Below are 13,853 nucleotides of genomic sequence, written 5' to 3' on the forward strand. Positions count from 1 at the left end.
CGGGGGATCAAGCATCCTTTCGTCAAGAACTACGTGCTCGCCCGCACCACACCCCTGACGCGGCAGCGCAAGACGCTGCCCTCCTTCGACCAGACCTTCACCAAGCTGCTCTCCGCCCTCGAGGCCTTCGACACGACCAAGATCCGCTACGAGGACGTGCAGCGCTCCTCGGTATTCGCCGCGCCCGCCGGAGACTAGGGGAGCGGCGCCGCCGTTATTCGAGGAGCATCGAGGTCGAGCTCGGTGCGGCGGACGGAGACCGCGGGGTCACGAGTCCGGCGCGCCGCCGGGCGGTCTCGACGAGGGGACCCAGGCGCTCGACAAGCGCCAGGGGACGAAGCTCTTGCCGTAGCCAAGCAGGCCCCCTTAGACTGGAGTGTCATGCTGGCGGCTGGCCGCGGAGGCAACCGCATGCACGCTCCGCCCGGGGACCACTCTGAGGATCAGCGGCGACTTGTGCCGCTTGCGGTCGGGCTGCTGTGGGCGCTGTGCGCAGCGTCATCCCGTGCCGGGACGGGCTGGGAGCCACCCGCCCTTCCACCGGTGCCGGCCCTCTCGGTAGGGCTCGGCATTCCGAGAAGTGTCGTCGTCGACAAGAGCGGCAACACCTACATAGCCGCTGAGTTGCGAACCGGGGGCCAACCGGCGGGTCGGGTCTTCAAGGTGGATCCTACCGGGACCCTCACGGTGTTCGCGGGGGGTGGGCCAAGGATGCTCAGTCGTTCCAACGGGGATGGGGAAGCTGCACGATTGGCAGAGCTCAAGATGCCATCGGGACTTGCCCTAGACCGATCCGGCAATGTCTTCGTCGCCGACGAGGCCGGGGGCCGGATACGGCGGATCGATGCCGTCAGCGGAATCATCACCACGGTCGCCGGGACTCGGCCCCCTGGTGAGCAAATGGACGCGGGGGCCGCCGCGGAGGGGCCTCTTCTGCGGCCCGCAGGAGTGGCCCTAGACGATGCCGGGAACCTCTACATCGTCGACCGCGGGGCTCAACGCCTGCTACGTCTCGATGCAAAGACGGGATCGATTGACACGTTGGCGGGCGATGGTTTCCCAGGAGAGAGCGGGGACGGGGGACCTGCCTTGAAGGCCCGCCTCTCTTCGCCGCAGGGCGTGGCCGTCGACGACGCGGGCAGCCTCTACATCGCGGACAGAGGAAACCACCGGATCCGGAAGATCAGTGCCAACCGTACCATCTCCACCGTTGCCGGCAACGGGAAGGCCGGGTTTAGCGGCGATGGTGGTCCCGCGACCGCGGCGTCTCTCAAGGACCCGTCAGGTGTTGCTCTGGACGCGAGGGGTAACCTTCTCATCGCCGACGCGGGCAACGGTCGCGTTCGCCGGGTCAGCACATCCGGGGTCATCTCCACGCTCGTGGGCGGCGCTACCGAGTGGTTTTCAGGCGACGGCCGCCCGTCCGCAGAGGCCGGCCTGGGAACGCCGGTGTCGGTGGCCGTCGCTCCGTCGGAGACCCTGCTGATTGCGGATGCCCGACACTGTCGCATCCGCAGAGTGGATCGGTCGGGAATCATCACGACGTTGGCCGGTAACGGTGTCGGCTTCTACGGTGACGGCAGACCGGCAGCCGTCCGGCCCGAGCCACGGTGGGCGTATCGAAACGAAGAGGCGTGGATAGTCGGTGAGATCACCCGCGACATCGGGGAGATGGTCGCGTACGGCAAGGACCGCTCCCTCCTTGAGTCCGGTGCCATCACCATCGAGGGTCAGCCGTCGCCGAGTTCTTCAACGGGCCCCCCGAGCTTTGACGTGAGCGTCGCTCTCCCGAAGGCGGCGCCGGTGAGTGCGGTCGTTGTCCTCGATGAGCACATCTGGTCTCCGAAGAGTTACCTCAACTTCGCCCAGTTGCTGTTGGGCCGCGCTGGTCTGAAGGCCGCAGCGGCGGGCAGCGTGAGCCAGGCTTCGCTTCTTGGAGCCCTCACGGATCTGCAAGCTTCTAACCTCGAGCACGAGAACCAACGCATCTCGGGCATGCTGGCTGCAGACATACGGGATCCTCTGGCCCACGAGCAGGCGGCCTTCCTCCTCGGAGCATTTGGCCTGCGTGAGTCGGCAGGCACTTTCTCGGACAATCGGCGCACGCTCTCGCGCATGACCGCGCATCTTGCGATGGCCGAGGCCCTTCGCCAAACCAGGCCCATAAGCCTCGAGGGAACGTACGCGGAGACTCTACTTCTGACGTTGGCGGGTCGCCAACGCGACGCCATGGACCGGCTCGCCACGGGCAGGGCTCGCGCCCCCCTCCAACCTCCGGAAACCGCGTGGGTCAACGCCCTCGAGATGCGGAACAGTCACGACTATCGCGTGGTGGCCGATCCCCCGAAGGCGAGCCTGCTCGAGCGGCTCGAGTACTTTCGCGCTCTCTCCACCAGCGTTGGCGGTCCCGCGGTTCTCGAGCTCCTGCAGAAGCGGCAACCCGAGGCCGTACCCGACTGGGGGCGAATCACACTTCAGGAGAACCTCGGTGTTCAGACGGGGAACGTCTTCGCCTCTGCCGCCGTGGCCGCGGAAATGGGGCAGCTGGCGGAGATCTGGAAGCTCTCTCGGGGTCAGGCGCTCCACCCCGACGATGCCCCCAAAGTACTCAACATGCTTCCCGTTCGGTGCATTGCCCGGCGGGAAGACGGGAAGATCCGTCCCGAGGCACTGGACTGGGGCAGTTGGGCTTACTCGTCACAAAGGCATCTCTGCCATGCCCTGGTTGAGGATGAGTTCTTCATACGGTCTCTCCAGGGCCTCAAGGACGAGGGGGCGTCCTTCAGAGATGAGGCCGCGCGCCAGTTTGAATCGCTCCGGCTCTACCCGCTCGTGTTCTTCAAATGGCAGTCGGGACTGTTCGACGAACGGACGCGCAAGGCTACAACAAGGATACCCGGAAATTTCATGGAGTTGCGCAAGACCAAGTCCGAGGAGGAGGCATGCGATAACACTCTCCTCCTCTTCAGAGACACACCCGAGCTTCCTACTGCATCAAACTGGGACAGAGTGTTTCGAGTCTGCGGACGCGCGCGCGACTCCGGTGCCCTTCCAGACTATGTGCGCTGGTTTTCGAAGGCGCCTCTGCGCGGAACGGCGTTTGACGTCGATCGTCGAGTGATAGCCGCTCCCGCCGATGACGCCTACGGCCCCCTCCAGCTTGAGGGCCTCCTCAAGCTGGCTCCTTTTCAACGGTCTCTGGTGCAGGCCTATGTGCGTCTGAAGTACGGGAACAAGCTGACTTTGGAACAGCTCGACGCTGCTGCCGGTTTGCTCGTTGGCTATGATCGAGGGCTCATGCGCGAGAGAGCGAATCTGGCGACGGGCAATCCCGCCGACTACCTTCGCCTTGCTAGCCCCCTCTGTGACCTGAACGCCGGCGAATGCCTCGCTCTCGGCGACTACCTTGCCGACCACGAGATGGATGAACCAGCTGCTCTCGCCTATCAGCGGGCAGTCGATGCTGCACCTGACCGTTTGGCTGTGGCCCAGGACTCTGATTGGCTCGTCAACTACTACTTCGATGGGGGCAACAAGGAGAAGGCAGTTGGGGTCGCCCAGATCGCGGCTGCGGTCTACTCGGGAGCGGGCCTTCAGACCATGGGCCGAGTTCTCGAGCGCTTGGGCAATTACACGGAGGCCGAGTCGTTTTTCAAGACGATCGAGCAACGGTATAACCGCCCAACAGAACTGCTGTCCTTCTACATTCGCCGGGAGCATAGGGCTCCTGGCTCGGGCTTCGCGGCCCAAGCGGCCAACGCATTGAAGGCGTTGTTTCCGCAGGGATTGGAGCTGGTTTCACTCTCCGACTTCAGCGCTCCCCCGTCGGATCAAAACGGACTGCGAATAGGGCAGACTACCGGGAAGCTCCGTCGATTTGGTATCAAGGTTGGCGACGTGATCGTAGCGATCGATGGCTATCGCATCGGAAACGAGGATCAGTATCTCTGTGTGCGGGGCTTCACCGACGATCCAAACATGACGGTTGTGGTCTGGCGAGCGGGCAGGTACGTGGAGATCAAGGGGTTGTTCAAGCGGCGTCGTTTCGGTCCTTAAGCGTGACGGATCCTGCCCGCGCCCACTTCTCTAGCCCCTCTCAGTGATGCTCCAGCCGGCCTGCAGAGCTGCTTCCGAATGAATATCTCGGAGTGTGGCACTACCTGGCCAAGAAGCGGACGAAAGGACCGCCGAGACCCGCTTGCAATCAACAACCACTTCGCGATACGAGCCTTGTCTCCGCAGGAGGAATGCAGCCAAGCTAACGGTGTCACACTCGACCGTATTCAGGGCCGTGAACTGCCGATAGCTCCTGACCCGAATGCCATTCACGGCCGCGATCACATCCCCAGCTGAAGGGGCGTCCTTATTGGCCGACTCGATCAGAGCCGGGCAGGTGATGTTCGGGTGGGAGAGCCAGCCAGCGGCGGGCCCCTCCCGGCGGAACCGCCGAAGGTACTCGTCGCGGGTAGTGTGGGTCAGGTACTCGGACTTTATGGTCTTGATGGCCACGGGTCGCGCAAACAGGGGAGCGAACCCCCGATAGACCCGGCCCATCGCCCCGTCGCCGATCTCCCCCGCGACCCGGTAGCGGCCGAATGCAGTGAGCGTCACGGACCGTGGCCCTCGCCGCCCGCTTGAAACGTCCCCGGGGGCGCGCGGGGTCCTCGGCGCGTGGGTGGAGTCTGAGGGGCAGCCTAGAGTAGGCAGGTCCACCCGGGTTTAACTGCTCCGGTCTCGTGGTCTTCAGAGGCTCCCCGACAAAGATCCGGCGGCTACGCGTACGGCCCGAAATGGCTTCGGGGCGTTCACGGCGGCACCGCGCCACCCTGGTTTCACGGATGCTCCGCATCGCCTCGCGGTGCGTCCTTCTCCGTTTCCCGAAGCACGGCTCGAAGCTTGGACGGGAGAAGACCTGAAGAATTGAGCGCGCCCTTACCGCTGAAGGTCTGCTCGACGCGAACCCGCGTTCGAACCTTGACCCCGTTCTTCTGGGCCGGAGCGTAGCGCCAGTTGCGGACGGCGGCGAGAACCGCATCATCCAGGACCTCTCCCGCGGACTCCACGACGCGCAATTCCGCAGGCTCGCCCGCCACCGTCACCGTCATCTCGATCGCGACCATCCCCCCCAGCTTCAGCCTCCGGGCCGGCTCGGGGTAGGGAGCGGTCTCCCCCGAGATCTTCCGGGGGGGTGTCACATCCGGACCCGGTTCCAGGAAGTCCCCCTCGCGGACCCACCCCAGGCTCCGCAGGTGCTCGCTGAGATCGGCGCTCGGCTGGCCTTGGAGCCGACCGAGCAGGGGGATCCGGTCGCCCGCGCGTGCCTGGACCGTCTGCACCCAGGGAGCAAACCCGTTCCGGGTCAGCTGCACCCCGTGCTCGCCGGGCCGTAGGGAAAGGCCCTCGAGGGGCGTGGTTCCCCTGGGCTGACCGTCGATGACCACCTCCGCTCCCTCCGGGTCCGAGTGGACCTCAAGGACTGCGCTCACCGGCTGCAGGGTGAACCGAAGGGGCACGCCGAACGCTCCCGCGGGTACGTCCAGGGCCAACTCCGCGGAGGAGAACCCAGGGAGGGCGACCCGGATCGCGTGTCGGCCCGGACGGACCCCGGCCAGAGACAGCGGCGATTTCCCCGCCTCCGCGCTATCCACCCAGACCTGGGCGCCCACGGGCTCGGTCGCGATCTCGAGTCCCCCCGTCGGGACGGAGGACCGCCCCTGCGCAGACGGTTGGAGAGCGGCGGAGCGGCGGAGCGCGACGGTGGCCGCCACCGCGGAGAGAACCAGGGCTCCCAAGGCGAGGAGCGAGTTGCGGTGCGAGAACGACCACGCGGAGGAGGCTGTCGCCGGCCCAGGCACCTTCCACTCGACCTCCTTGAGGTCGTGTGTCGCCACAACACCAGCCGCATCGGCGCCGTCTGCGGATGGGACTGGAGCCACGGGAGTTGCGGCCGGGCCGGCGGCATCGCCGCTTCTTCGGCCAAGCGCAGCCACGAAGGAGGCGCCGCTGGGGAAGCGGGTGCTCGGGTCCTTGGCCAGGGAGCGTCGGAAGACCTCATCGAAACGCGGGGGAAGCGCCGGGTTGTGGGACGAGGGAGGAGGAGGATCGGCGTTGACGACGTTGTGGACGATCTGGGCGATGGACTCTCCCTCAAAGCATCTCTTCCCCGTGAGCGTCTCGTAAGCCACCACCGCGAGGGAGAAAAGATCCGTGCGCGCGGAGGCCTGGCTGGACGTGATCTGCTCCGGCGCCATGTAGGAGGGTGAGCCGACGAAATCGCCGGCCGCCGTCACCGCGGTGGAGGTGAGATGGGCGACCCCAAAGTCCATGATCTTGGGGCGGCCGTCCGGCAAGATCATGATGTTTGAAGGCTTGATGTCGCGGTGGATCGTGCCCTTGCTATGCGCATAGTCGAGACCCTCGGCAATCGGACCCAAGATCTGCAACGCCTCGGCAAGTTCGAGCTGGCCCACCTGCTGCAGCCGTCGGTGGAGAGTAACGCCTTCAAGGAGCTCCATCACGAAGAAGTCGTCGCCGACGTCAAAGACGGTGGTGATGTGGGGGTGAGCCAAGTTGCCCGCGGCCTGGGCCTCCCGGCGGAAGCGCTTCAAGTACTCTTCGCCCCGGGTACCGCTCAGGTATTCGGTCTTCAGCGTCTTGATGGCGACGACGCGTTTCGCCATGGGGTCGTAGGCCCGGTAGACCCGGCCCATCGAGCCCTCGCCCACCAAGCCCTGGACCTCGTAACGCCCAAATGCGGTCGGGAGGGGATCCTGGACCAGTTGCAGATCGAGGGCCCTCTCCAGGGGTCCGGTGCTTTCCTTGTCGGGTTTTGGCAAGGTTCACCTCCGGTTCTCCGCCGACGGCGGCACCAAATCAACTAGCACCCCTTGCGGGGCTAGTGCGACGACCGCGGCCTTGCCAGGGTGTTGGTCCCAGAGCGTCGCAACTCTCTAAAGATGTGAGGCCGAGAACCCTCAGTCAACTGTCATTTACGCATCGCCGCGCCTCTTATTTCGTTTGTGGCACAAGTGCGTACGGGCCAGCAACTTGGGGCCTCGCTGATCGGCAGGGTTTGCTCGATGTGCCACGCACGGTGTCGGCAGGCTTCGTGCTGGAATTGTCACCGCTCCCCACGCTCCTATCGCCAGCGGGTGGACACGTTCCTGAAGCGGAGGCTCGCGGAGACTCTCGAGTCGCGGGTCGAGTGGGCGGACAAGGTCCGGGCGGCTTACGAGGCCTTGGGCCGGGGGGTGGCCGCCCTGAAGAAGCGCGGGATCAACCACCGGTTCGTCAAGAACGACGTGCTCGCCCCCACCACCCCCTGATGCCACAGCGCAAGACGCTGCCCTCCTTCGACCAGACGTTCACGAAGTTGCTTTCCGCGCTCGAGCCCTTCGACACGAACAAGGCCCGCACGAGGACGTGCAGCGCTCGTCGGTCTGCGCGGCGCCCGCCTGGGAGCCCTCCGCTTGCCCTTGCGCAACTCTCGCGTCGGGGTGCCCACCCAAACTGAAACCTAGGCAGTGCCGCGGATCTCGAGGGTACAGTTAATTCGTACCGATGGACCGGTGTCTGGTTCTTGGGAAGGACTCCCCGCTGACGTTTTGGCGGACGCCGCAGGCGTGAACGGCACGTTCGGGATCCAGACTCCGGTGTCATTGCGGTCCGCCTTTTCCATAGGCCAGGTCTTTCTCCGTCTCCCGAAGCACCGCCGGTACCTTGGACGAGACAAGGCCGGAATTGAGTTCCCCGTTGCCGCCAAAGGCCTGCAGGACACGAACGCGCGTTCTCACCTTGACCCCGTTTTTCTGGGCCGGAATGTAGCGCCAGTCCGTTACGGCGGCGAGAACCGCACCATCCACCTCGTAGCGCCCAAATGCAGTTGGCTGGGCGGCCTTTGTCACGGTTCACCCCCGATTCTCCGTCCGCGGTGGAACCAAATTGATGCTGACGCACGCTCTACGGCGTGCGGCCGAGAACCCCCAGTCAACAGTCGATTGACCTGTCGACGGGTTCTTTATTTCGCTGTTGGGATCGACCAGACGTTCACGATGCTGTCCGTCGTACTCTCACCTCGCGTTCCTCAGGTTTTTTCCTGAATCCTCCCACGCGAGCACAAACCGTGCCGGCAACCGAAGAAGGCTGGGACCAGGCATTGGCGCGGGTTGGGCGGTGTGGCGGGCCCCGCCGCGTGGCCAGGCTGGGAACCCAGATACCACTAGATGGAACCGGGCGGCTGTTCCCGGCGCGAGGCGAGCAGCCCCCCCTGTCCCACGAGCCTAAACCCCGGTGGGAACACCGGGCCCCCAAGAGCGCGTGCCCTCGAAGCGGCGCATCCGGAAGGCCGTTCCCCGACCTTCCGAGTTACCGCGGGGGCTTGATCTTTAAGACTAGACGCAGGCTCAGGTTCACCAGGGTGGTGCCGGGTTCCAGGTTGAGCTCGATGGGGACCGAGACCTCGGCCTGCGACGAGCCGCCCAGAACTTCGACCTCAATCGGAGGGGGCGGGGCGGGGCGGGGCGGGGCGGGGCCGCGGGGCGGGGCCGCGGGGCGAGGCGGGGTCGGCACGGGCGCGGGTGCGAGAACCGGCGCGCGAGGAGGAGCCGGGAGGGGGCCGGGGGGAGGCGGGCCCGCCCGCCGGAGGGGCGGGAGGGGCTCGCTCTCCAGCGAAATCTCCTCGATCTCGTCCTCCTCTTCCTCGATCGCCTCCAGGTTCACATCGAAGTCCGCGGAGGGAATGCTGATCCGCCTCCGCAGGTCCTGCGCCTCGTCGGGGGTCGAGATAAGGGTCCCGCCCTTGGGCTCGGGACTGCGGATCGGGGCGGGGAGTGGGGTCGCGACCTCATCCTCCTCCACGATCAACGGGATCTCGGCGGTATCCCCGCGGTGGACCGGTGCCGCGGGCTCGGCATCGAGATCGAGCAGGTCCTCGGCGCTCGACATGGGCGGCCGACCGGCGGCGGGCGGGATCGTAGCCGTCCGGGACGGGGGCCGGGGGGCGGCCGCGGGGGGGGCGGCGGCCCGCGGGGCCGGGGGGGCGGGTGCTGAGGCGGGGGAGGAAGCGGAGGAGGCATCCGTCCCGTATCGGGCGGAGAGGGACTTGAAGACGAGCTTAGTGACGCCCTTGAGCGTCTCCTCCACCCCGATCCCCTTGAGCGCGACCGCCTCGTAGAACGGGAAGTTGCGGGGGTTGATCCGCTCGTTGAGGATCTCGATGGGGAGGGCGTTCGGCAGGTCCCGCTTGTTGTACTGCAGGACCATGGGGATCTCGTCGGGATCGATCTCGTTGGCCTCCAGGTTCTGCCGGAGGTTCTCGTAGCTCTCCAGGCAGGCCTCCAGCATGGGTTCCTGGGTGTCGCAGACGAAGACCACGCAGTCCGCCCCCTTCAGGACCATGCGCCGGGTGGCGTTGTAGAAGACCTGGCCGGGCACGGTGTAGAGCTGGATGCGGGTCTTCATGCCCCGGATGGTTCCGATCTCGATGGGCAGGAAGTCGAAAAAGAGCGTCCGGTCGGTCTCCGTGGCCAGGGAGAGCATCTTGCCCTTGTTCTTGATGGGCACCTTCTCGTGAATCCACTGGAGGTTGGTCGTCTTTCCGCAGAGGCCGGGACCGTAGTAGACGACCTTGGCCGTGAGTTCTTTGGTGGAGTAATTGAAGAGAACCATGTACTTAGAGCATTCTAAGGCTCTCCGCGGAGCCGAGCAACCGCCCTGTTGGTAGAATGGCCCCTTCTATAAGGGAGGCACCCTATGATTGTCGCCGCCGCGCCGCTCCTGCTCGCCCTTCTCCAGGCCCCGACGCCGGAGCCGACGCCCCGGCCACTCCCCGACGGTCCCGTGGTGGTCCTGACCACGTCGATGGGGAGGATCAAGATCGGCCTTCACAAGGACAAAGCCCCGATCACGGTCGACAACTTCATGAAGTACATCCACTCCGGCCACTACGACGGGACCATCTTCCACCGGGTGATGCCGAATTTCATGATCCAGGGCGGGGGTCTCGACCCCGACATGACGGAGCGACCCACGCGCCCGCCGATCAAGAACGAGGCCAGGAACGGTCTGCGCAACTCCCGCGGCACGTTGGCCATGGCCCGCCTCGACGACCCCAACAGCGCCACCTCCCAGTTCTTCATCAACGTGAAGGACAATCACGCGCTCGATTTCGGGATCCGGGGCGCCGGCTACGCCGTCTTCGGGGAGGTCCTGGAAGGCATGGACGTCGTGGACAAGATCGTCAACGTGCCCACGACCACAAAGGGGATACATGAGAACGTGCCCGAGACCCCAGTGGTCATCAAGACCGCCCGCGAGGTGCCGGCGGCGGCGCCCGTCTCCCCCGCGCCCACCTCTCCCAAGCCAGCCTCGCCTAGCCCGGTCGGGTCTCCCAAGCCGTGAGCCCGCGGGTGGGCGCGGGGGCGCTTTGCTTACTGCTCGCGGGTGCCCCTCTCTCCGGGGCGCCGCCCGGCGCCCCGGGGGATAGCTGGGACCCTCCCCCCGCGGAACGGGATCGAAAGTCGCCGGTGGCCGCGACCCCCGCCGCCTTGGCCAAGGGCCGGGCCCTCTTCCAGATCCACTGCACTCGCTGCCACGGGGACAAGGGCCGGGGCGACGGCTCGGCGGCGGCGGCTCTCGCCGCGGAGCCGGCCGACCTCAGCGATCCCGTTTTTCAGGGGCTGCTCACGGACGGCGAGATCCTTTGGAAGGTGACGAACGGTCGCCGGCGGGGCAAGGAGATCCTGATGCCGGCCATGGCGGAAAAGATCCCCTTCGAAGAGGACCGCTGGAAGCTCGTGGCCTTCGTGCGGTCGCTCGCCGCTGCCGCCCCTAAAGCTCCTGAAAGGCCTTGATCAATTCCTCGGCCTTGGCGGGGTCCAGCTTGAGCAGGGACAGGTCGCCCGTCCGCCGGGCATAGACGGCGCCGTCCTTCTTGCCCAGCTCCACCGAGACCTCGGGCTTGGTGGCCCCGAAGCGCAGCGTGAGCCGGAAGGCGGGGGCGTCGAGGCCGTAGACGGGCGGGTCCTTGGGCGCGTCGATGAACTCCTGGACCTCGAGCCCGCCCAGCTTGAAAAGGGCGTCCTCCACCTTGGTGGACTCCAGATCCTTGGCCTCGGGGGCGGTCCGCTTCCACTTGGGGGTCTCCGGGCCCTTGGGGTCCTTCTGAGCGGCCTTGGTGTAGACGCGCTTCTGGGCTCCCAGCTGGGCCTCGACGCCCTCCACCTCGTAGGTCGCGACCTCGAGCAAGCGCTTCGCCCGCAGTTCCTTCATTCCCTTGGCGAGGTCGTCCTCGAGGGCGGCGGGGATCACGGCCACCAGCCGCCGGCTCGCATCCCGCGCGTAGTACTTGGTCGGCTTCTCCTTGGACGAATCCTTCTTGCTCTTTTTGTCCTTGTCCTTGTCCTTGTCCTTGTCCTTGTCCTTCGAGGTCTTCTCCTCCTCGGACGCGCTCCCGATCTCGAGGGTCTTGGTAGTCCCGTCGGAGAGCCCCACCGTCACCGTGCGCGCCGCCTTGGCCAGGCCGAAGGGCTTCAGGTCGGCGGCCTCTTCCGCCGCCACCGACTCCATGCGCAGGTTCTCGATCGTGCCCAGGAGACTGTCCACCGACCAGCGCCCGGCCCGAGTGGTCAATGGCTTGGTGAACGCCCACTCCCCCTTGTCGTCGCGGGCGAGCGCGTAGCTGTCCCCGGGACCGCTGATATCCAGGGTCTTGACCGCGTCGCGCTTGACGTGCAGGAGGTCGCGGTCGCGCAGGTCGAAAGGCTTCTTGTTGAGGGAGCCCTCGACGTAGGAGGGGATGGTGAAGACGCGGGGCTGGGTCGGAAGCTTGGCGTAGATCCCGCTGCCGTCCGCCAGCTTCTCGCCCAGGAGCAGCTTCAGGGGCTCGGTCGCGCCTTGGAGGAGGATGCCCACCGTGAGCTTGGGGTTCTCCAGGCCGAAGTCGGCCAAGTGGGGCGCGCTGGCCGTCGCCACTTCATCGACTTCCAGAGACTCGAGCGTCGAGACCAGGGAGTCCGCGGCGGGACCGTCCGCGGGCAGGGCCTTGGGCGCGGCCATCGTCCAGTTGCTCCCCTCCTTGACGAGGCGGATCGTCTCCCCGCCGCTCGGGAGGAGGGTGAGCTCCTTGACCTTGGCCTTGTCGAGGGTGAAGACCTTCTCCTTCGGTTTCTCGGGTTTGTCCTCCTGCTTGGCCTCCACGAAATAAAGGTAGGCCACGAGCCCGGCCAGGACGGCGAGGGCGAGGTAGGTCTTCCAGAACTCCCCCGCCTTCATCTCCGGCGCCACCAAGTCGAGATACCGGCCACCACGAAGGCGCCGGGAAGTAGAAAGAGGGCTATCAATTTCACGTTCAGCTGCTGCTGCTGGGTCAGGAACAGGCGCTGGTCGTCGGGCTCCTTGGGCCGGATGGCGATGAGGTCCGCGTCCTCGGAGAGCCAGGCCACCCCGTTCAGGAAGAAGTCCTTGTTGCCCTGGAATCCGAGGAGCGCGTTGCTCGCGAAGTCGGAATCCCCGATCGCCACCACCCGCCCCTCCGGAGCCTTCGGGGGCGGCTCCGCTCCCGGGGAGGGAGAGGGAGACGGCGAGGGAGAGGGAACGGGCTCGGGGGCCCGGATCGTGGCCGCCGCGCCCAGGGAAATGGGGCCGCGCCGGTCCTTGCCCTCGTTGAACTCGATGCGGCCTTTGAGGGAGAGGTCGCTCTCCGCCCAGGACTCACGCGAGGTCTGCAGGAGGTTTTGCGCAGTGACCCCCTCCACGGTTCCCTTGCCCGCCTCCATGCTCCGCGCCATGTGGAAGGCGGTCATGACCCGGAAGTCCTTGGTGATCTCGTGGTAGGGGTACTCGGCCACGATCGGCGTCAACTCCCCCGCCCCGAAGAGCTGGCCCATGCCGGAGACGTCCACCACGATGTCCTTGCCGGCCTGGATGTTCCACTCCTTCAGGAGGGCGACCAGGTTGGGATAGGCCTCCTTCAGCTCGGGCTCCACCATCACAAGCGCCTTGCCCCCGGCCTTCACGAAAGAACGGATGGCGTCGACGGCCTCGGGCAGAAGGTCCTTCTCCGGCCCCGCCACTACGAGCACGGTGCACTCCGCGGGCACCTTCTTCTCCCGCAGGAGCAGCACCTTCTTGGTCTCGTATTGGTTCTTGGCGAGGGCGGCCTTGGCCGCCGAGAGACCTCGCTCCCCGGTGTCGTCCTCTGACCGCTCGCCCTCCCCTTCCGCGAAGCAGACCGTCCTCTTCTTGTCCCGGGTGACCTTGATGAGGGCGTTGGTGATGTCCTGCTCGGTATCGTTGGTGATCCGCTCCCGGCTCGTCCCCTTCTCCACGACCAGGATCGGCCAGGGGCCCCGCACGTCGTACGCCTGCGCCCGGGCGGGGTTGGCCACGGGGTCCACGAAGTCGGCCTGGATCTTGGGGGTGACGCTCTGGAACTCCTTCAGCCGTTCCTGGCCGCGGGCGAGGTCCAGGCCGCGCGCGAAGTAGGTGACCTTCACCTCCTCCTTGAGGCCAGCCAGGACCTTCCGCGTCTGATCGGAGAGGCTATAGCGCTGGCCTTTGGTGAGGTCGAAGCGCCGGGTGTGCCGGAAGACCAAGTAGTTGACCAGGCCCAGGATGACCAGGACCACGACCACGAGAACCGCAGTGTTGGTCCCGTATTTCATCTGACGTCGGCCCAAGCGGCCCACGACGTCCTCCCACCGCAGAACGAGGTGGGCGAGAGCGAGGGCGAACCCCGCGAGCAGATAGGGGCCAGGCCCCCCGGGGAGGGTCCGCCCCGTGAAGACCACCCAGGCCAGCGAGCCCACGACGACGAGGAGGCCCAGGGGAGCGAGAAGATCAATGGCCCGCTTCAT

Annotated in this window: 10 protein-coding genes and 1 pseudogene; 5 read left to right on the forward strand and 6 right to left on the reverse strand. The window is 66.2% G+C overall.

Annotated features, from left to right (window positions below; all coding sequences use genetic code 11):
* Both VN461_01165 and VN461_01170 read left to right on the forward strand, forming a co-directional pair.
* Positions 1–198: hypothetical protein (locus tag VN461_01165; GenBank protein ID HXB53361.1), on the forward strand; the 198-nt coding region annotated here is incomplete at its 5' end.
* 567 nt (positions 199–765) lie between these two features.
* Positions 766–4,056 carry a hypothetical protein gene (locus VN461_01170; GenBank protein HXB53362.1) on the forward strand — a complete coding sequence of 1,097 codons (3,291 nt, stop codon included), beginning with the start codon at positions 766–768 and terminating at the stop codon, positions 4,054–4,056.
* Positions 4,057–4,086: 30 nt separating this feature from the next.
* Here the strand turns inward: VN461_01170 and VN461_01175 are convergent, their stop codons facing one another.
* The gene (locus tag VN461_01175) at positions 4,087–4,611 is read right to left on the reverse strand and encodes a hypothetical protein (GenBank protein HXB53363.1); all 525 of its coding nucleotides are present in this window, start codon (positions 4,609–4,611) and stop codon (positions 4,087–4,089) included.
* A 221-nt stretch (positions 4,612–4,832) separates the two neighbouring features.
* Positions 4,833–6,836 (reverse strand): TonB family protein, encoded by a 2,004-nt coding sequence (locus VN461_01180; protein HXB53364.1) that lies wholly within the window; start codon positions 6,834–6,836, stop codon positions 4,833–4,835.
* A 315-nt stretch (positions 6,837–7,151) separates the two neighbouring features.
* Here VN461_01180 and VN461_01185 point away from each other — a divergent pair, with 315 nt between their 5' ends.
* Positions 7,152–7,325, forward strand: a complete 174-nt coding sequence (locus VN461_01185; GenBank protein HXB53365.1) for a hypothetical protein — start codon at positions 7,152–7,154, stop codon at positions 7,323–7,325.
* 330 nt (positions 7,326–7,655) lie between these two features.
* Here the strand turns inward: VN461_01185 and VN461_01190 are convergent, their stop codons facing one another.
* Entirely contained in the window at positions 7,656–7,904 is a 249-nt protein-coding gene (locus tag VN461_01190) for a hypothetical protein (protein ID HXB53366.1), read from the reverse strand.
* Between the two features lie 1,201 nt (positions 7,905–9,105).
* A pseudogene (locus VN461_01195) lies at positions 9,106–9,666 on the reverse strand (GTPase domain-containing protein).
* A gap of 84 nt (positions 9,667–9,750) precedes the next feature.
* On the opposite strand from VN461_01195, the gene VN461_01200 reads away from it, so the two are divergent.
* Complete coding sequence (locus tag VN461_01200) at positions 9,751–10,398, forward strand: peptidylprolyl isomerase (GenBank protein ID HXB53367.1); 648 nt, start codon at positions 9,751–9,753, stop codon at positions 10,396–10,398.
* Between the two features lie 125 nt (positions 10,399–10,523).
* Positions 10,524–10,850, forward strand: a complete 327-nt coding sequence (locus VN461_01205; protein ID HXB53368.1) for a cytochrome c — start codon at positions 10,524–10,526, stop codon at positions 10,848–10,850.
* On the opposite strand, the gene VN461_01210 is transcribed toward VN461_01205, so the two are convergent.
* Together VN461_01210 and VN461_01215 are read right to left on the reverse strand one after the other, a co-directional pair.
* A complete protein-coding gene (locus VN461_01210; GenBank protein ID HXB53369.1) occupies positions 10,828–12,270 on the reverse strand; it encodes a DUF4340 domain-containing protein in 1,443 nt (480 codons plus the stop codon). The two genes, VN461_01205 and VN461_01210, sit on opposite strands and share 23 nt — an antisense overlap.
* Positions 12,267–13,853: a GldG family protein gene (locus VN461_01215; protein HXB53370.1), complete on the reverse strand. Its 1,587-nt coding sequence runs from the start codon at positions 13,851–13,853 to the stop codon at positions 12,267–12,269. The genes VN461_01210 and VN461_01215 overlap by 4 nt, the downstream gene beginning before the upstream one ends.

This window comes from Vicinamibacteria bacterium (genome assembly GCA_035570235.1).
Taxonomy (GTDB): domain Bacteria; phylum Acidobacteriota; class Vicinamibacteria; order Fen-336; family Fen-336; genus DATMML01.

Excerpts from the sequence above, each read along its gene's own strand:
- VN461_01170 (HXB53362.1), top strand. The coding sequence starts at position 766 with ATGCCATCGGGACTTGCCCTAGACCGATCCGGCAATGTCTTCGTCGCC.
- VN461_01200 (HXB53367.1), top strand. The coding sequence starts at position 9,751 with ATGATTGTCGCCGCCGCGCCGCTCCTGCTCGCCCTTCTCCAGGCCCCG.
- VN461_01210 (HXB53369.1), bottom strand. The coding sequence starts at position 12,270 with ATGAAGGCGGGGGAGTTCTGGAAGACCTACCTCGCCCTCGCCGTCCTG.
- VN461_01215 (HXB53370.1), bottom strand. The coding sequence starts at position 13,853 with ATGAAGCGGGCCATTGATCTTCTCGCTCCCCTGGGCCTCCTCGTCGTC.